The sequence below is a fragment of the Pseudomonas sp. MWU12-3103b genome (assembly GCF_023100615.1).
Lineage (GTDB): Bacteria > Pseudomonadota > Gammaproteobacteria > Pseudomonadales > Pseudomonadaceae > Aquipseudomonas > Aquipseudomonas putida_A.
On the sequence record NZ_JALMEY010000006.1, the window covers coordinates 212,225 to 229,921 of the forward strand.

The 17,697-nt window shown below is 61.9% G+C and carries 14 protein-coding genes; 5 read left to right on the top strand and 9 right to left on the bottom strand.

The features are described from left to right. Window positions 1–42: 42 nt before the first annotated feature. Window positions 43–1,119: a flagellar motor protein MotB gene (motB, locus tag M0808_RS12515; RefSeq protein ID WP_134785299.1), complete on the bottom strand. Its 1,077-nt coding sequence runs from the start codon at window positions 1,117–1,119 to the stop codon at window positions 43–45. A 3-nt stretch (window positions 1,120–1,122) separates the two neighbouring features. Then, the gene (motA, locus tag M0808_RS12520) at window positions 1,123–1,974 is read right to left on the bottom strand and encodes a flagellar motor stator protein MotA (protein WP_007952169.1); all 852 of its coding nucleotides are present in this window, start codon (window positions 1,972–1,974) and stop codon (window positions 1,123–1,125) included. Between the two features lie 166 nt (window positions 1,975–2,140). Between motA and M0808_RS12525 the strand changes: the two genes are divergently transcribed. From M0808_RS12525 to asd, 3 genes are read left to right on the top strand one after another with little or no spacing between them, the layout of a single operon-like run. Next, window positions 2,141–3,679: an HDOD domain-containing protein gene (locus tag M0808_RS12525; protein WP_247841283.1), complete on the top strand. Its 1,539-nt coding sequence runs from the start codon at window positions 2,141–2,143 to the stop codon at window positions 3,677–3,679. Window positions 3,680–3,721: 42 nt separating this feature from the next. After that, entirely contained in the window at window positions 3,722–4,555 is an 834-nt protein-coding gene (gene rhdA / locus M0808_RS12530) for a thiosulfate sulfurtransferase (RefSeq protein ID WP_098966921.1), read from the top strand. Then, window positions 4,555–5,415, top strand: a complete 861-nt coding sequence (asd, locus tag M0808_RS12535; RefSeq protein ID WP_027611402.1) for an archaetidylserine decarboxylase — start codon at window positions 4,555–4,557, stop codon at window positions 5,413–5,415. The genes rhdA and asd overlap by 1 nt, the downstream gene beginning before the upstream one ends. Before the next feature lie 60 nt (window positions 5,416–5,475). Here the strand turns inward: asd and M0808_RS12540 are convergent, their stop codons facing one another. After that, window positions 5,476–5,877: a hypothetical protein gene (locus M0808_RS12540; protein ID WP_027611401.1), complete on the bottom strand. Its 402-nt coding sequence runs from the start codon at window positions 5,875–5,877 to the stop codon at window positions 5,476–5,478. A gap of 220 nt (window positions 5,878–6,097) precedes the next feature. Here M0808_RS12540 and M0808_RS12545 point away from each other — a divergent pair, with 220 nt between their 5' ends. After that, a complete protein-coding gene (locus M0808_RS12545; protein ID WP_247841285.1) occupies window positions 6,098–7,852 on the top strand; it encodes a molecular chaperone in 1,755 nt (584 codons plus the stop codon). 101 nt (window positions 7,853–7,953) lie between these two features. Here the strand turns inward: M0808_RS12545 and serB are convergent, their stop codons facing one another. Beyond that, entirely contained in the window at window positions 7,954–9,168 is a 1,215-nt protein-coding gene (gene serB, locus M0808_RS12550; protein WP_007967407.1) for a phosphoserine phosphatase SerB, read from the bottom strand. A gap of 134 nt (window positions 9,169–9,302) precedes the next feature. On the opposite strand from serB, the gene M0808_RS12555 reads away from it, so the two are divergent. Beyond that, window positions 9,303–10,817: an AhpA/YtjB family protein gene (locus M0808_RS12555; protein WP_096794755.1), complete on the top strand. Its 1,515-nt coding sequence runs from the start codon at window positions 9,303–9,305 to the stop codon at window positions 10,815–10,817. 252 nt (window positions 10,818–11,069) lie between these two features. Here M0808_RS12555 and M0808_RS12560 read toward each other — a convergent pair whose 3' ends face one another. The 5 genes from M0808_RS12560 to parE form a co-directional block, all read right to left on the bottom strand. Then, window positions 11,070–11,780 (bottom strand): ABC-type transport auxiliary lipoprotein family protein, encoded by a 711-nt coding sequence (locus M0808_RS12560; RefSeq protein ID WP_095138104.1) that lies wholly within the window; start codon window positions 11,778–11,780, stop codon window positions 11,070–11,072. 186 nt (window positions 11,781–11,966) lie between these two features. Next, the gene (gene parC / locus M0808_RS12565; RefSeq protein ID WP_047600727.1) at window positions 11,967–14,231 is read right to left on the bottom strand and encodes a DNA topoisomerase IV subunit A; all 2,265 of its coding nucleotides are present in this window, start codon (window positions 14,229–14,231) and stop codon (window positions 11,967–11,969) included. A gap of 7 nt (window positions 14,232–14,238) precedes the next feature. Continuing rightward, window positions 14,239–14,763 (bottom strand): TIGR02281 family clan AA aspartic protease, encoded by a 525-nt coding sequence (locus tag M0808_RS12570; RefSeq protein WP_027611396.1) that lies wholly within the window; start codon window positions 14,761–14,763, stop codon window positions 14,239–14,241. Beyond that, complete coding sequence (locus tag M0808_RS12575) at window positions 14,760–15,749, bottom strand: esterase-like activity of phytase family protein (protein ID WP_247841287.1); 990 nt, start codon at window positions 15,747–15,749, stop codon at window positions 14,760–14,762. Before M0808_RS12575 ends, M0808_RS12570 begins: the two co-directional genes overlap by 4 nt. Beyond that, entirely contained in the window at window positions 15,749–17,656 is a 1,908-nt protein-coding gene (gene parE, locus M0808_RS12580; protein WP_007967400.1) for a DNA topoisomerase IV subunit B, read from the bottom strand. The genes M0808_RS12575 and parE overlap by 1 nt, the downstream gene beginning before the upstream one ends. Between the last annotated feature and the right edge of the window lie 41 nt (window positions 17,657–17,697).

Consider the following 17,697-nt stretch of genomic DNA (forward strand, 5'->3'; position numbering starts at 1 on the left):
CAGCCACAAAAAAGCCGACATCACTGTCGGCTTTTTTGTCGCTCACTGCTTCGGCGCAGGGGCCGGTGCAGCAGCTGGCGGAGCTGTTGGCGCTGGCGCCGCAGTCCCCGGCACTGCCGGTTTCGGTGCGGCGTCGTCGAACAGGTTCAAGCGTTCGCGCAACTCGTGCGCCGGCACAGGTTGCTGATCCGCCGGCAGCGCGTTCGGATCGACCGGGGTCGCCGGAGCGGCGCCGTTCTGACCTTCGGCGGCTGGCTTGGCCGCGTCGGCACCTTGCGAACCTTCGATGGCGGCCTGGGCCTTTTTGGTCAGGACCACAATGTCGATGCGGCGGTTGACCGGGTTGAACGGGTTTTCCTTGTCGAACAGCGCCGACGAGGCGTAACCGACCACGCGCGCCACCTGCGAATCCGGATAGCTGCCTGCCACCAGCGCACGCCGCGCGGCGTTGGCACGGTTGGCCGAGAGTTCCCAGTTGCCGAAATCGCCGGTGCCGGTGTACGGCTTGGCGTCGGTGTGGCCGCTGATGCTGATCTTGTTCGGCACCGCTTTGATGGTGTCGGCCATGGCCAGCAGGATGTCTTCGAAGTACGGCTTCAGGCGTGCGGAACCTGAGTCGAACATCGGCCGGTTTTCCGCGTCCATGATCTGAATGCGCAAGCCGTTCGGGGTGATCTCGAACAGGATCTGATCCTTGAACTTCTGCAGCTGCGGGTTCTCGTCGACCTTGTTCTGCAGTTCTTGCAGCAACAGCTCCAGGCGTTCTTTCTCGACCTGCTCGGCCATGCCTTCGACCTGTTCGGTGTCGACCGTGACCTTGTCCGGTTGCGGCTGCGACTTCACCTCAGGGTTGAGGGTGTTTTCCGGGGCCAGGGTCGGCGTGCCGCCCAGATCAATGATGTACGGCGTGCCACTTTCGGAGAAGCCGACCGGGTCCTTGAAGTAACCGGCGATGGCGATCTTTTGCTCAGGCGTTGCGGTGGACAGCAGCCACAACACCAGGAAGAACGCCATCATCGCCGTGGCGAAGTCGGCGAAGGCGATTTTCCACGCCCCGCCGTGGTGCCCACCGGCTATGCGCTTGACGCGCTTGATGATTATCGGCTGATTATTTTCCATGGCTTAGCGACCGCGAACGGCTTGTTCCAGCTCGGCAAAGCTTGGACGGTGCGCCGGGTACAGAACCTTGCGCCCGAACTCCACGGCCAGCGATGGCGGCATGCCGGAAGCCGACGCCACCAGCGAGGCCTTGATGGCTTCGTAGACGTTCAGTTCTTCCTTGGCATCGTGCGCCAGGGAATGCGCCAACGGCCCGAAGAAGCCGTAGGCCGCGAGAATACCGAAGAAGGTACCGACCAGTGCCGCACCCACGTGCAGACCGATGGACTTCTGATCGCCTTCACCCAGGGACGCCATGGTCACCACGATACCCAGTACCGCCGCAACGATACCGAAACCGGGCATGGCGTCGGCGATGCCGTTCACCGCATGGGACGGGTGCTCGAGGTCTTCCTTGAGGCTGTAGAGTTCCATGTCGAACAGACCTTCCAGCTCATGCGGAGCCATGTTGCCGGAGGACATGATGCGCAGGTAATCGCAGATGAACGCGGTCATGCGTTCGTCTTTAAGCACGGCCGGGTACTTGGCGAAGATCGGGCTCGCGGCAGCGTCTTCGATGTCGCCTTCGATGGCCATCATGCCTTCGCGGCGGCTCTTGTTGAGGATCTCGTAGATCAGGCCGAGCACTTCCAGATAGAACGTGTGGCTGAAGCGCGAACTGAACATGCTCAGGGATTTCTTGAGCACGTGCATCGTCATGTAACCGGGGTTGGCCTGGAGGAATGCACCGAGGGCCGCACCACCGATGATCATCACCTCGAAGGGCTGGATCAGGGCGGCAATTTTGCCGTGGGAGAGCACGTATCCGCCGAGCACGCTCGCGAATACGACGATGATGCCGATAATTTTAGCCATAGGTAGAAAGTACTTATTTAAGTCGGGTTCAAGGTCATATTCGGAAGTTAAAAAATCTCTTCTTCTACTTATCGGCAAAACTGCGCCAGACTATAGCCAGTTCAGGCGAAAAGCCAATTTAGCCCATGCCGGGCGCGTCTACAGTCAGTGAAGATCTCGTCCAGACATGGCTAATGAAACGAACGTCCCACACGCAAAACCGACCACGCTCGAGGGCTGGGTCAAGCTGCTCGATGGCGTGCGCCTGCCCGTGCCGCAAGAGGCGCACGACAAGGTTTGCCGGGCGATCCGCGACAACCGCAGCTCGTTGCGCGATATCGCCGACCTGATGCAGGACAGCCCGGCGCTGGCCTTGAGCATCATCCGTGAGGCAAATCGTCACACCCACGGCACCATGGCCGCTCCGGCGGAAAATCTCGAGGTGGCGATCAATCGTCTGGGCCTGGCGCGTACCGAAGAATTGCTCGCACGTCTGCCCGTCGAACCGCAGATGCAGATCCCCAAGGCCTTGCGCCAACTGCAGATGATCAGCCAGCACGCGACACAACAGGCCAACGGTTTTTTTGCCAGTCGCCTGGCGCGCCTGTGGCAGGACATCCACTGGGGCAGCCTGTTGTTTCTGTCGCCGTTATGGCCGCTGGCGCTGACGTTTCCCGAATTGCTCGAAGAGTGGGAGCTGCGGGTTATCCACAAGGGCCAATCGGCGCGCACGGTCGAGAAGCAACTGTTTGGCGTGCGCCTGCTGAAGATCGCCGAAGCGCTGGTACAAGTCTGGCACCTGCCGATCTGGGTGCAGCAGGGCTATAAACTGCTGCTCAGCGAACAGCGCGAACTGGTGAAAGTACTGCGCATCGCCCGCGACAGCGAACATCCGTTGCGCCAGCAGAATCGCCTCGACGACGATCCGACCCTGCGCCGCTGGCTCAACCAGCCGGCCAACACCGTGTTGCTGGCCAACGGCCTGGCGCTGTCGGCACAACAGGCCTGGGACAGTCCGCACAGCGAGCGCTGGCAGTACCTGACCAGCCTTTATCTGCAAATCTCGATGGACGAAGTGCAGCAGCAGTTGCACCAGCAAGCCGCCAACAGTGCGCGCCAGCATGCCATGCCCGATCTGTGGCACCCGGCCGTTTCATTATTATGGCCATGGGGCACCCATCGCTTGCCGGCCGGGATGCTGCCGGCGGCGGCGCCGAATGCCGAGGATCTGACTCAATGGCGCCGGCAATGCGCCGAACTGCTGGCCGAGCCGAGCCGCTTCACCAATGCCATGAGCCTGACCGTCGCCGCCCGTGATGCGCTGGTCGCCAGCGGCATGCGCCGGGTGATGATTCTGATGGCCGACCGCACGCAATCGAATCTGCGGGTGAACCAGACCTTCGGTTTGCCGAAGGAAGCCGCCGCGCTGAATTTTGTCGTCAGTCAGAGCAAAGTCTTGCAGCGCCTGCTCGCACAACAGGCACAGGTGCGGATCAACCCCGAGAACAACGCACAATTTTCCGCATTGTTGCCGCCGGGCCTGCGTGCGCTGTTCCGTGGCGAGCATCTGTTCCTGCGTTCGCTGGTCAATAACGGCCGGGTGATCATGATCGTCGTCGCCGACCAGGGCGGTGGGCCGTTCGCCGACATCAGCGTGCAGGCTTTCGGCAAAACCGCGCAGTGCATCGAAAAGGCCCTGCACAGCTTTAGCAGCCGTGGCCGATGAGGCTGCGCTACAATCCCCCCCTTTGTGCTCTGGAGACCTCACATGTCTGACTTCTCTGGCTTGCCGCTCGTCATCGAACCGAGCGACCTGCTCCCTCGGCTGGATGCCAGCGAACTGATTCTGGTGGACCTGACCAGTGCCGCCCGCTATACCGAGGGCCATCTGCCCGGCGCACGCTTTGTCGATCCCAAGCGCACCCAGCTCGGCCAGCCGCCGGCGCCGGGGCTGCTGCCGGCCAAAGCGGATCTGGAGGCGTTGTTCGGTGAGTTGGGCCATCGCCCGGACGCGGTCTACGTGGTCTATGACGACGAAGGCGGTGGCTGGGCCGGGCGTTTCATCTGGCTGCTCGACGTGATCGGTCACGACAAGTATCACTATCTCGACGGCGGTCTGCCGGCGTGGCTGGAAGCGGGCATGCCGATGTCGATCCAGGTTCCGCCTGCGGTCGGCGGCCCGGTGGCGCTGACCCTGCACGACGAGCCGACGGCAACCCGCGAATACCTGCAAAGCCGTCTCGGCGCCGCCGATCTGGCGATCTGGGACGCACGCGGGCCGCTGGAGTATTCCGGTGAGAAAGTGCTGGCCGCCAAGGGTGGACACATCCCCGGCGCGGTGAACTTCGAATGGACCGCCGGCATGGACAAGGCGCGTCAATTGCGGATTCGCACGGACATGCCGCAGATCCTCGAAGACCTCGGGATCACCAAGGACAAAGAAATCATTACCCACTGCCAGACCCATCACCGGTCGGGCTTCACTTATCTGGTGGCCAAGTCCCTCGGTTATCCGCGGGTCAAGGGCTACGCCGGTTCCTGGGGCGAATGGGGCAACCACCCTGACACGCCTGTCGAGATTCAAGGTTCTAAGGACAACTAATGAAAGAGCGTCTGTTTATCCTCAGCCAGTACCTGCTGCCTCATCACCTGCTGTCGCGCCTGGCCGGCTGCGTCGCCGAGTGCCGCGTGCGCTGGTTCAAGAATGCCTTCACCCAGTGGTTCGCCAAGCGTTATCAGGTGGACATGTCGCAAGCGCTGGTCGAAGACCTGACCGCCTACGAGCATTTCAACGCGTTCTTCACCCGTGCCCTGAAAGACGGCGCGCGGCCACTGGACCAGACTCCGGGCGCGATCCTCAGCCCGGCCGACGGTGCGGTCAGCCAGCTCGGCCCGATCGAACACGGTCGGGTGTTCCAGGCCAAGGGCCACAGCTTCAGCGTGCTGGAACTGTTGGGCGGTGACACGGCGAATGCCGCGCCGTTCATGGGCGGCGACTTCGCCACCATTTACCTGTCGCCGAAGGATTATCACCGCGTGCACATGCCGCTGGCCGGCACCCTGCGCGAGATGGTCTACATCCCGGGCCGGATCTTCTCGGTCAACCAGACCACTGCGGAAAACGTTCCGGAGCTGTTCGCCCGCAACGAGCGTGTAGCATGCATTTTCGACACCGAACGCGGGCCGATGGCCGTGGTGCTGGTCGGCGCGATGATCGTCGCCTCGATCGAAACCGTGTGGGCCGGTCTGGTCACCCCACCGAAGCGCGAACTGAAAACCTTCCGCTACGACGAAGCCGCCCGTGCACCGATTCATCTGGAAAAAGGTGCGGAACTGGGGCGCTTCAAACTGGGTTCGACGGCGATCGTGCTGTTTGGCCCGGATCAAGTGAAATGGGCTGAAGAACTGGTGGCGGGTTCGCCAGTGCAAATGGGCCAGGCCCTGGCCCTGCCGACGGCCTGAGCCGGCTGATCCGCCCTTTCACACGTCTGTGAAGGGGCGGACACGACCTGGGAGGCGCCGTTACTCTATCTGCCCACGGAAGCCGATCGGCCCTTCGTTGGCGTAGGTATTGGTGCCACTGAGGTTTTTCCCTCCATCGCTGGAAGTGACGCTCAACGCGACAACGTTCTGATTGTCCCGGCCACCGATCACCCACTTGCCACCCGGATGCCATGGGGCATCATTGCCACCCCACTGGTTCTCGACGTTGTATTGATTCTGACCGGTGCGCTGCGCCTTGAAGCCAATCGGGCCTTCGCCGGCGTAAGTCATGGTGCCGGTGAAGCTTTTGCCGCCATCGCCCGACTTGATCTCGATGGCGACGACTTGCTGGTTGTCCCGCCCGCCCAGCACCCAGGTTCCACCCGGATGCCACGGTGCCGAACTACCGCCCCATTGATTTGCCACTGCATATTTAGACATGAACCTCATCTCCTTGAAGTTTCGGGAGACCTGCCCGAGGTTGACGGCAGGCCGTGCAACCGTGCGTTTCCGATCGCACGTCTGAGAGACTAGTAGGGCTTGTTGAATGGCATCCGGCCAGCAGACCAGCGGTCAAAAAGCCTGATGCCATCCGGCGAAACAGACCACAGCTGCTAGAGTTCTTGGTGTTGCCAATTTCGCCGCTGGAGCCAGTCACGGCATGAGTGAGTCACGCCCCCAACCCTCCCTGCGCGCCTCGATCCCGACGCAAACGCGCCTGTCGTTCTGCGAAGCCACCCCGCGCGACCTCAAGCGCTGGATCGCCGGCCTGCCCAAGGCCAACATCGGCGAAACCGCCCGCCAGTTGTATCAAGGCCTGGGCGAACTCAACCAATTGCTCACCCCTAGTGACAATCGCCTGCAACTCCTCGAACTGCTGCGCCCTGAGGTTTACTTCGTCTGCCAGCATCTGGAGCGGCATTTCCTGCATCAGGCGATCATGCTCGATGACCGTTCGCGCAAGATCAGCAACCTGTGTCAGGCGCTGCAAAGTCATCTGGCTATCGGCTACAAGCAGATCGTTCTGCGCATTGTCCCCAAGTATCACAAGGATCGTGCGGCGCTGGTCAGTCAGGCCCTGCAACGGGCCGCGCATGCGCTCAAGGGGCAACTGCTGCGGGCGACGCAGCTGTACAGCCCGCCGCCGGAACATCTGTGGTTCGAGCTGCATCAGTTGTATCGCTGCGCTTGCGCCTTGCAGTTGCAACAGCGTCGGGTGCATGACGATCTGGCGAGCCTGAGCAGCGAACTGAGCCTGGAACAGACCTACATCTCCGCCCTGCTGCTGGGCAGCGCCCGTTGCAATCAACTGCGGCAGAACCAGATCGCCCGGCTGGCCGAAGTGCTGGAGCCGTGGAGTGCCCTGCTCAAGCTGCATCCCGGCAGCCCGCAGGATGGACTGTTCGCCATCAGCGCTGAACTGGACGCCGGCCCGCGCTACCGCAGCATGTTTCGCAAAGAACAACAGGGCGCATTGCTGGGCTTCGATCCGCAACCGCTGGTGAACATGATCGAAGCGCATTTACTGCAGCAGGAGACGTCGACGCCGCTACCGGTTCCGGCAGGACTGAGCCTCGATACCCTGCAACATGTGCACGCCAGTTGGGGCCAGGCCGCTGAGCGCAGTTTTCAGCGCACCGCCGGTCAAGGCAGCCTGACCGTGTGCGTCGGCATGAGCGCCCTGCACTTTTACCTGGGCGGCGAACGCAGCTTCAGCGAACTGCTGAAACATCCCGGTGCTCGCGCGGCCAATTTCAGTCGCGTCGTGGTCCAGGGCGAAAAGGACAGCTGGAGCCAGGCCTTCGACGCCGCACCGCAGGGCGCAACTGAAGAGTTGCTGCCCTACGAGGAAATCCAGTACGACCATCTGGGCGAGGACGAAAGCAACACGGACAGCCCTCCACACTATCCGACCTACAGCTTGCCGGTGATCAACCACAGTCCCGGCGGCTATTGTCTGGCGTGGCCGAGCGAAGTGCCCGCCGAATTGCAGGCCGGGGAAATGCTCGGGATTCAGGACAGTACGAATCAGGGCTGGAGCATTGCGGTGGTGCGCTGGATTCGTCAGGTACGCGGCAGCGGGCCGCAAATGGGCATAGAACTGGTCGCACCACACGCCGAACCCTGCGGTTTGCAACTGGTGCGCTCGCGAGATGATCACAGTCAGTATTTGCGCGGTCTGCTGCTACCGGAGATCAGCGCCATCGACTTGCCCGCGACCCTGCTCGCACCACGCCTGCCGTTTCAGGAAGGCAATAAAGTGCTGATCAACACCCACGGCGAAGAACACCGCGCCGGGCTGGATCGACGGGTGGCGAGTACGCACAGTTTCAATCAGTTTGCCTATCGCTCGCTGGAGGCCGCGCAGAATGGCGGGGGCGAGGAGGATTTCGATTCGTTGTGGAAATCGCTTTAGATCGGGTTGGCCCTTCGCGAGCAAGCCCGCTCCCACAGGAGACCGAGTCCAATGTGGGAGCGGGCTTGCTCGCGAAAGGGCCCGCTCAGACAACCGAGATTTCAGAGCTGCCCGTCGCGATCGCGGAAGCCCAGCAGATACAGCACGCCATCCAGCCCCAGGGTGGAAATCGCCTGCTTCGCCGACTGTTTGACCAGCGGCTTGGCGCGGAACGCCACACCCAGCCCGGCAATCGCCAGCATTGGCAGGTCATTCGCGCCGTCGCCCACAGCGATGGTCTGCTCCAGACGCAAGCCTTCCTTGTGCGCCAGTTCCTTCAGCAGATCCGCTTTACGCTGCGCATCGACGATCGGCTCGATGGCCACGCCGGTGCACTTGCCGTCGACCACTTCCAGTTCGTTGGCGAACACGTAGTCGATGCCGAGTTTGGCCTGCAACTGCTTGGCGAAGTAAGTGAAGCCGCCGGACAGGATCGCGGTCTTGTAGCCCAGGCGCTTGAGTTCGGCGAACAGGGTTTCCGCGCCTTCGGTCAGGCGCAGCGAAGCGCCGATCGAGTCCAGCACGCTGACATCCAGACCTTTGAGCAACGCCAGGCGCTCCTTGAAGCTGGCGCGGAAGTCCAGTTCGCCGGCCATCGCGCGCTCGGTGATGGCCGAAACTTGCTCGCCCACCCCGGCCGCCTTGGCCAGTTCATCGATGACTTCGGCTTCGATCAGGGTCGAGTCCATGTCGAACACCGCCAGACGCCGGTTGCGCCGGAACAGCGAATCTTCCTGGAAGGCGATGTCGACGTTCAGCTCCTGCGCAACGCTGAGGAATTCGGCACGCAGCGCCTGCGGATCAGCCGCTTCACCACGCACGGAGAACTCGATGCAGCCCTTGCCCTTGTCCGCCGGAGTGTCCAGCGGCATGCGACCCGACAGACGGTCGATATGGTCGATGTTCAGGCCATATTTGGCGGTGATCGAGCTGACCGCCTGCAATTGGCCGGCGGTCACTTTGCGGGTCAACAGGGTGACGATGTGGCGTTTCTTGCCCTGATTGCCCACCCATTGCTGGTAATCCTCTTCGGACACCGGGGTGAAGCGCACCTGCTGGTCGAGCTCGTAGCCCTTGAACAGGATGTCCTTGAGCACGGCTTTGCCTTGCTCGGAGTCGGGAATCTCGACCAGGATGCCGAACGACAGGGTGTCGTGGATCACCGCCTGACCGATGTCGAGAATGTTCACACCACCTTGTGCCAGAACGCCGGTAATGGCCGCAGTCAGACCCGGACGGTCGACTCCCGTGATGTTAATCAGGACGATTTCGCGCAACGCGCACCCCCGCAACTGGAAAAAAACCGCATTCTACCCACTTTCAGTGACCATCGGGCACCGCGAGCGCTTTGCCGGTCTAGGGCCTGTCGCTATACTGCGCGTCAACTTCACGGACAAAAGAGCCGAGCTCAGTGAACCGGCCCACGCCAGTTAAAACCGATAACTTCTTCCTGCTGATCTTCCGTGCACTGCGTCATCGCCGTGTGCCGATTGCATTGCGCATTGCCAGCCATAACGTGATCCTGGTCGCTCTGGCCCTGGTGATCTATGCCGGGGTGATGGGCCTGCAGTTCAAGCAGGCCATGCACGAGCAGGCCGATGCGCTGGGCGAAAGCCTGACCACGCAGACCGCCACCTCTGCCACCGAACTGTTGGTGTCCAACGACATCCTCAGCCTCAACGTGCTGCTCAACAACCTGACCAAGAACAAGCTGGTGGCACACGCCGCTATCTATAGCGTGGACAACCGCATCCTCGCCGAATCCGGTCAGCGCCCCAAGCACAGCCTGCTGGGCGAAGCCGAGGGCATGTACGAGAGCAAGATCACTTTTCAGGACGTAACGGCCGGGCAGCTGCGCATCAGCCTGGACATGGATCAGTTCCAGCAGCCGATGACCATCAGCCTGCAAAGCATGGGCATTCTCAGTGCGATTCTGTTGGCGCTGTCGCTGGCCCTGAGCCTGCGCATGGGTCGCTATCTGTCGACGCCGTTGCTGCAATTGCGCGTCTGGCTGCGGCGCATCGACGAACACACGCCGGGCATAGATCGTCAGGACGAAATCGGCGATCTGGCGCGTCAGCTGCACGCCAACTACGCTCCGGAGCCTGCGCCTGAACCTGAGCCAGAGCCGGAACCCGAGTTCGAGGAAGAGGATGAGCCAGAGTTCGAAGTGCGCAACCTGCGTGACCCGAGCTTTGACGAAACCCGCCCGATGGCCGCGCAAAAACCGGCGCCGCGCCACGTGGTCAGCACCGTTGAAGACGATGATGACGACGAAGATCCGTTTGCCGATCTGCGCGACGAGTCGCTGACCGAAGCTGTTCCGGCGCCGCGTAAAGCGACACCAAGCGTGCCGCAGCACAGCGCGGTGCTGGCGATCCAGCTGGGTTCGCAAGAGCAACTGCGGCGCCTGCCGCGTGCCCGTCTGGAAGAGTTGCTGGAGCGCTATCGCGATTGTCTCGATCAGGCCGCTTCGCTGTATCAGGGCGAAATCGAAACCCTGAACGATGGCAGCACACTGATGCTGTTCCACACCGAAGACAGCGGTGACGACTACCTGACCAACGCCATCTGCTGCGGCGAGTTGCTGCGGGCGCTGGGCCATCAGTTGCAGATTGAAGTCGCCGACAGCGGCATCACCCTGCAATTGCAACTGGGCCTGACCCTGGGCGACGAGCTGTTCGGCCTGAGCCAGATCGACCTGCTGCTGACCGATTCGGCTCAGGATGCGCTGGCCCTGTCGCAACACAGTCGCAACCTGCTGCTGGTCGAGCGCAAGATCGGAGACGATGCGCTGATTCGTCAGCGTGCGCGGATCCGCCCGATCGCAAGCCCTGAGGGGGCTTGCTGTGTCGAGCGCTTGATGGAGCCGTATCCGTCGATGCTCGAGCGACAACTGGCGCGGATGCATGAGCGTCGGGCGTAAGCCTTAGGCCAGATGCACAGAAGCCCGCAGACAAGTGATTGTCTGCGGGCTTTTTTGTTGCCTGTACCGGCCCTTTCGCGAGCAAGCTCGCTCCCACAGTGGACGGTGGCTGCCACAGACCTTGCGAACACCTTCAAGACCTGTGGGAGCGAGCTTGCTCGCGAAGAGGCCCGCACTGACGGCAAAGATTTCCAGCCCCCAGATACAACAAAGCCCGCACAAGGCGGGCTCTGGTTTGACGCTGATTCAGACTCAGAAGCGGAACACTTCCATATCCGTGCGAATCGGCGAAGCCATCGGAATCTTCGGCTGCTTCTCTGCATCCGCCGCCGGCGCTGCCGGTTTAGGCGCTGCCTTACGCGGTGCTTCGGCCACCGGAGGCTGGTTGGCCAATGGCTTGAGCGCCACCGACAACTGCTCGGCCAGACGCTGCAGCAGAATCCCCTGCGCCTGCACCTGCGAAGCCGTGGTACCGGCATGCAGCTCCTGCAGATGAACGATGCGGTTATCGCGCACCTGACCACGACGGTCGATCAGACGCCATTGTGCATCGAGGATCGCCGGTTGCTTCTCACCGGAGTCCAGACGCGTGATGGTCAGCAATACCTGCACATCCGGGGCAAATCCCAGAGTGGCGGGTGCCAATACCACACGCTGGCTGTCCAGATGACCGGCCACCTGACGCATCAGCAATTGATCGATATCCGACGAAAGGCTGCCCGCCCAGCGACCGTCGGTCGAGGCCTGCAGGCTGCCGTCCGGTTGACGTTGCAGCAAAGTTTCACGTTGCAGGTAATCAGCAATGACTACCGGACCCAACAAAACCGCCATGCCTGTGCTTTGCGCAGGCTGAGCCGGACTTCCGCTGTCCAGCTGATACAGCGACACCGGCTGGTGAACGCTGCAACCCGCCAGGCCCAAAACGCCGGCGAGCAGGAAAATAAGGGGGCGCAGAGCAGTCATCATCCCGTCCAGGTGGCCGCCACAAGGCTGACCACAGTGAAAATACTCAATAAATATGAAGAACGCTCGGCCACGCCGGCGCTTGGAAAGGCCATATCATCCGTGAATATGCGTTCCGACTCCAGCGCCAAAGCGTCGATCTACGCGTTAAATCGTAGATCGACGCCTCTAGATGGGCGTTTTCGCCTAATTGAGGTTTTCGACGAGCAGTGCATCGACCCGCTGGAAGCCACGTGGAAGCTTGTTGCCACGCCGTCCACGCTCACCTTTGTAGTGTTCGAGGTCTTCAGCTTTCAGTTTATACGGACGTTTGCCTGCTTGCAGGATCAAGGTTGCACCCGCGGGAATCACAGCAATGTCCGTGACAAACTCTTCACGGCTGGCGACACGGTCACCCGGTACACCGATGATCTTGTTGCCCTTGCCCTTCGCCAACTGCGGCAAATCGCTGATATTGAAGACCAGCATCCGCCCCTCGCTTGTCACGGCGGCAAGCAAGTCATTCTCGCGATCAGTCACCGGACGCGGCGCGATCACCTTGGCGTTGTTCGGCAAGCTCAACAGGGCTTTACCGGCCTTGTTCTTGGCTTGCAGGTCTTCGCCCTTGACCACGAAACCGTAACCGGCGTCGGAGGCGATCACGTACAGCGCATCGTCTTCCGGCATCAGCACGCACTCGAAGGTCGCACCCGGTGGCGGGGTCAGACGGCCGGTCAACGGTTCGCCCTGGCCACGCGCCGACGGCAAGGTGTGGGCAGCGACCGAATAGCTGCGGCCAGTGGAGTCAATCACCACGGCAGACTGGTTGGAACGCCCCGCCGCCGAGGTTTTGAAGCCGTCACCCGCCTTGTACGACAGGCCGGTGGCATCGATGTCATGGCCTTTGGCCGAACGGATCCAGCCTTTTTCCGACAGCACGACGGTAACTTTCTCGTTCGGCAGCAGATCGTGTTCGGTCAGCGCTTTCGCTTCAGCACGTTCGACGATCGGCGAACGACGGTCATCGCCATAGGTTTCAGCGTCTTTGAGCAGCTCGGTGCGCACCAGCTTCTTCAGCTTGGCTTCGCTGCCCAGCAGGGCTTGCAGCTTGGCCTGTTCCTTGAGCAGTTCGTCCTGCTCGTCGCGCAGCTTCATCTCTTCCAGACGCGCCAACTGCCGCAGGCGGGTGTCGAGGATGTAGTCGGCCTGGATCTCGCTGAGGGCAAATCGCTCGATCAGCTTGGCTTTCGGGTGCTCCTCGGTGCGGATGATGTGGATCACTTCATCCAGGTTGAGGTAGGCGATCAGCAAACCGTCCAACAGGTGCAGCCGACGCTCGACTTTGTCGAGGCGGAATTGCAGGCGGCGACGCACGGTCAGCACGCGGAATTCCAGCCATTCGACCAGCAATGCACGCAGGTTCTTCAGCTGCGGCTTGCCATCCAGACCGATAATGTTGACGTTGACCCGGTAGGTCGACTCCAGCTCGGTGCTGGCGAACAGGTGCTGCATCAGCGCTTCGTGATCGACGCGGCTGTTGACCGGAATGATTACGATGCGGCACGGGTTTTCGTGGTCGGATTCATCACGAAGGTCAGCGATCTGCGGTGCTTTCGACGGCTTGGCCTGCATCAGCGCGGCGATCTGCTCCAGCACTTTGGCCCCGGAGACCTGATGCGGCAGCGCGGTGACGATGATGTCGCCGTCCTCGACGTGGTACACGGCGCGCATGCGTACCGAGCCCTTGCCGGTTTCGTACATTTTCAGCAGGTCGGCGCGCGGGGTGATGATTTCCGCTTCGGTCGGATAGTCCGGGCCTTGAATGTGTTCGCAGAGCTGTTCGACCGTGGCTTTCGGCTCATCGAGCAAGCGCACGCAGGCAGTGGCGACTTCGCGCAGATTGTGCGGCGGCACGTCGGTGGCCATACCGACAGCGATGCCGGTGGTGCCGTTGAGCAGGATGTTCGGCAAACGTGCCGGCAACACCAGTGGTTCCTGCAAGGTACCGTCGAAGTTCGGGCCCCAGTCAGCGGTACCCTGGCCCAGTTCGCTGAGCAGCACTTCGGAATAGCGCGACAGGCGTGCTTCGGTGTAACGCATGGCGGCGAAGGACTTCGGATCGTCCGGCGCACCCCAGTTGCCCTGGCCGTCGACCAGCGTGTAGCGATAGCTGAACGGCTGGGCCATCAGCACCATCGCTTCGTAACACGCCGAATCGCCGTGCGGGTGGAACTTGCCGAGCACGTCACCGACGGTACGCGCCGATTTCTTGTGCTTGGAATCGGCGTCCAGCCCCAGCTCGCTCATCGCATAAATGATGCGCCGCTGTACCGGCTTCAGGCCGTCGCCGATATGCGGCAGGGCACGGTCCATGATCACGTACATGGAGTAGTTGAGGTAGGCATTTTCGGTGAAGTCAGCCAGCGATCGGCGTTCTACGCCGTCTAAGCTGTCTGCAAGGATGTCGCTCATGCGGGCCTCATCGGTTCGTTGTCTGGCGCAGCAGCATGGTGCCGCCGCGCTGGGTAAATTCAAGTTTGTTCAGGGCGCTCATGCCGAGCAGCACCTGATCGCCATGCAGACCTGGCGCCACCAGCGCGCGGACGTCCCGCAGCACGATGTCGCCCAGTTGCAGGCGGTCGATCTTTGTCCGGTAGCCCTGGCTCAGGCCGTTGGCCGTGCTCAGGGTCACACCGAAACCCTCTTCCAGTTTCAAGCGCTTGGCCAGATCCGCCGGGATCGCCACATCGGTCGCGCCGGTGTCGAGCATGAACTCCACCGGCTCACCGTTGATCTGGCCGCTGGCGACAAAATGCCCTTGGGCGTTGCCGGCCAGCTTCACTTCGATCACGCCGCCATGCTGCTCGGACGTGACCACCACGTTCGGATTCTGCTGACGTTCTTCCCACTGGCCGAAAAACCGCGTGGCCAGAAACAGCCCCGCGCACCAGGCCAGAATCATCAACACCCGGCCGGCGCGTTTGCCCGGCGGTTGCTGACTCACGGTTTGGCGCTCCAGCCACCTTCAGGCGCGGCGAAGCGCCAGACGATCGGGCGAACCTCTCCGTCGGCGCGGGGGCCGAAATTATTGTCGACGCCGACCCACGCACCCTCAGCATCAACGATCAATGCTTCTTCCAACCCGAAGTTCTGCGAGTAACGGCGGTTGGCCTGCAACAGTTCAGCGGCGTACGACCAGCAGCGCTCGACCTTGGCAGTCTGCGCGTCGCGCCGACAAATCTGGAAGGCGTTGCGTTCAAGGGTAAACAATTTGCCGTTGAACAACGAAAGGTCGGAAAAGTCGCGGTCGACCGCTTTGGCATGCGGGAACTGCAGCGGCTGCATCTCCTTGCCGCCCTCGCTGAGCAGCACGCAACGACCGTCGCAATCCCACACCGTCTGCTGACGCTTGATCAGCAGCAAGCCGCGGTTTTGCCGTTCGCCGGCCAGCCACATCTGATCACCCGCCGGGTTGATCGCCAGACCTTCGAAGATCGCATTGAAATGCAGGAGCATGCCACTGGCCCGCGCTTCGCGAACCATCATCGGCGAAATCTTCAGCCAGTTGACCGGGCCGCTGACGGGCACCTGCAAGACCGCCGCGTGGCCCTCGCTGACAATGTAGCGATTGCCGGCGCTGTCGCAGCTGATGCCTTCGAAATCCAGGTCGCCACCGCGCACGAACGACGCGGCCCAATTGCGCGAGCGCAATCCCCACGGCAAACCGGTCTCCGGCACCAGCGGCACGTCGATGTGCAAGGCCTCGGCCTGCCAGACCTGACCGGCGGTATTGAGCCGATAGATCTGATCGTCATCGCGGTCCGACACCGTCCACAACTCGCTGCCACACATGGCCAGTCCCGACAGGTTGCCGCCACGCATGCCTTCGACCGGATGTTCCGAGAGCACGCGCAACTCCTGCAGCGGCTCCGCCGACACGCCCATCGCACTCAGCAGCAATGCACCCGCCAAGGCCCAGCCAAACCGCATCAGGCCAGCACCTCGGCCAGGTTGCCCTTGGATTCGAGCCAGGTTTTGCGGTCACCGGCGCGTTTCTTCGCCAGCAGCATGTCCATCATTTCCGAGGTTTCGGCAAAATCATCGCCCAGTGTCAACTGCACCAGGCGCCGGGTGTTCGGGTCCATGGTGGTTTCACGCAGTTGCGGCGGGTTCATTTCACCCAGACCTTTGAATCGGGTGACCTGCGGTTTGCCGCGTTTCTTCTCGGCCACCAGACGATCGAGAATCCCGTCGCGCTCGGCTTCGTCGAGGGCGTAGTAGATCTCTTTGCCGAGATCGATGCGGTACAGCGGCGGCATCGCCACGTAGACGTGACCGGCGTCCACCAGCGGGCGGAAATGCTGGACGAACAACGCGCACAGCAGCGTCGCGATGTGCAGACCGTCGGAGTCGGCGTCGGCGAGGATGCATATTTTGCCGTAGCGCAGCTGGCTCATGTCTGCAGCGCCCGGATCGACCCCGATGGCCACGGCGATGTTGTGCACTTCCTGGCTGGCCAGCACTTCGCTGCCATCGACTTCCCAGGTGTTGAGGATCTTGCCGCGCAACGGCAGGATCGCCTGGAATTCCTTGTCCCGCGCTTGCTTGGCGGAACCACCGGCGGAATCACCTTCGACCAGGAACAGCTCTGAACGCATCGGATCCTGTCCGGCGCAGTCAGCCAGTTTGCCCGGCAGCGCCGGCCCCTGGGTCACGCGCTTGCGCTCGACTTTCTTGCTCGCTTTCAGGCGGCGACCGGCGTTGTTGATCGCCAGTTCGGCCAGCGCCAGACCGGTTTCCGGGTTGGCGTTGAGCCACAGGCTGAATGCATCTTTCACGACGCCGGAAACGAATGCCGCCGCTTCACGGGACGACAAGCGCTCTTTGGTCTGGCCGGAGAATTGCGGCTCCTGCATCTTCATCGACAGCACGAAAGCGATGCGTTCCCAGACGTCTTCCGGCGCCAGCTTCACGCCGCGTGGCAGCAGGCTGCGGAATTCGCAGAACTCGCGCATCGCGTCGAGCAGGCCCTGACGCAGACCGTTGACGTGGGTCCCGCCCTGCGCCGTCGGGATCAGGTTGACGTAGCTTTCCTGCACCGCGTCGCCACCTTCCGGCAGCCACAGCAGGGCCCAGTCCACCGCTTCTTTATTACCGGCGAGGCTGCCGCAGAATGGCTCGTCCGGCAGGCGTTCGAATTCGCTGACCGCGTCCACCAGATAGGAGCGCAGGCCGTCTTCGTAATGCCATTCGACTTTCTCGCCGGTGCCCTTGTCTTCGAAGCTGACCAGCAGCCCCGGGCACAGCACAGCCTTGGCCTTGAGCACGTGCTTGAGGCGGCTGATGGAGAATTTCGGTGAATCGAAGTATTTCGGATCCGGCGCGAAGTACACGCTGGTGCCGGTGTTGCGCTTGCCGACGGTGCCGACGATTTCCAGCTCGGTGGCCTTGAAGCCATCCTTGAAGGTCATCTGGTATTCGTTGCCGTCACGCTTCACGCGCACCCGGACTTCGGTCGACAAGGCGTTGACCACGGAAATACCCACCCCGTGCAGACCGCCGGAGAACTGGTAGTTCTTGTTGGAAAACTTGCCGCCCGCATGCAGCTTGGTGAGGATCAGCTCGACACCCGACACACCCTCTTCCGGGTGAATGTCGACCGGCATGCCGCGACCGTCGTCGCTGACCTCCAGCGAGTGATCGGCGTGCAGAATGACCTGCACCGATTTGGCGTGGCCGGCCAGGGCTTCGTCGACACTGTTGTCGATGACTTCCTGGGCGAGGTGGTTCGGCCGACTGGTGTCGGTGTACATGCCGGGGCGTTTGCGCACCGGGTCGAGGCCCGAGAGGACTTCGATGGCGTCGGCGTTATAAGAGCTAGCGCTGGGAGTGGCCATAGGGTCTCGTCGTCAGTGATTCAATGAAAAAGGGGCAAGAC

Excerpts from the sequence above, each read along its gene's own strand:
- M0808_RS12545 (WP_247841285.1), top strand. The coding sequence starts at position 6,098 with ATGAGTGAGTCACGCCCCCAACCCTCCCTGCGCGCCTCGATCCCGACG.
- asd (WP_027611402.1), top strand. The coding sequence starts at position 4,555 with ATGAAAGAGCGTCTGTTTATCCTCAGCCAGTACCTGCTGCCTCATCAC.
- motB (WP_134785299.1), bottom strand. The coding sequence starts at position 1,119 with ATGGAAAATAATCAGCCGATAATCATCAAGCGCGTCAAGCGCATAGCC.
- parC (WP_047600727.1), bottom strand. The coding sequence starts at position 14,231 with ATGAGCGACATCCTTGCAGACAGCTTAGACGGCGTAGAACGCCGATCG.
- M0808_RS12560 (WP_095138104.1), bottom strand. The coding sequence starts at position 11,780 with ATGACTGCTCTGCGCCCCCTTATTTTCCTGCTCGCCGGCGTTTTGGGC.
- M0808_RS12525 (WP_247841283.1), top strand. The coding sequence starts at position 2,141 with ATGGCTAATGAAACGAACGTCCCACACGCAAAACCGACCACGCTCGAG.
- M0808_RS12540 (WP_027611401.1), bottom strand. The coding sequence starts at position 5,877 with ATGTCTAAATATGCAGTGGCAAATCAATGGGGCGGTAGTTCGGCACCG.
- M0808_RS12575 (WP_247841287.1), bottom strand. The coding sequence starts at position 15,749 with ATGCGGTTTGGCTGGGCCTTGGCGGGTGCATTGCTGCTGAGTGCGATG.
- parE (WP_007967400.1), bottom strand. The coding sequence starts at position 17,656 with ATGGCCACTCCCAGCGCTAGCTCTTATAACGCCGACGCCATCGAAGTC.
- rhdA (WP_098966921.1), top strand. The coding sequence starts at position 3,722 with ATGTCTGACTTCTCTGGCTTGCCGCTCGTCATCGAACCGAGCGACCTG.
- motA (WP_007952169.1), bottom strand. The coding sequence starts at position 1,974 with ATGGCTAAAATTATCGGCATCATCGTCGTATTCGCGAGCGTGCTCGGC.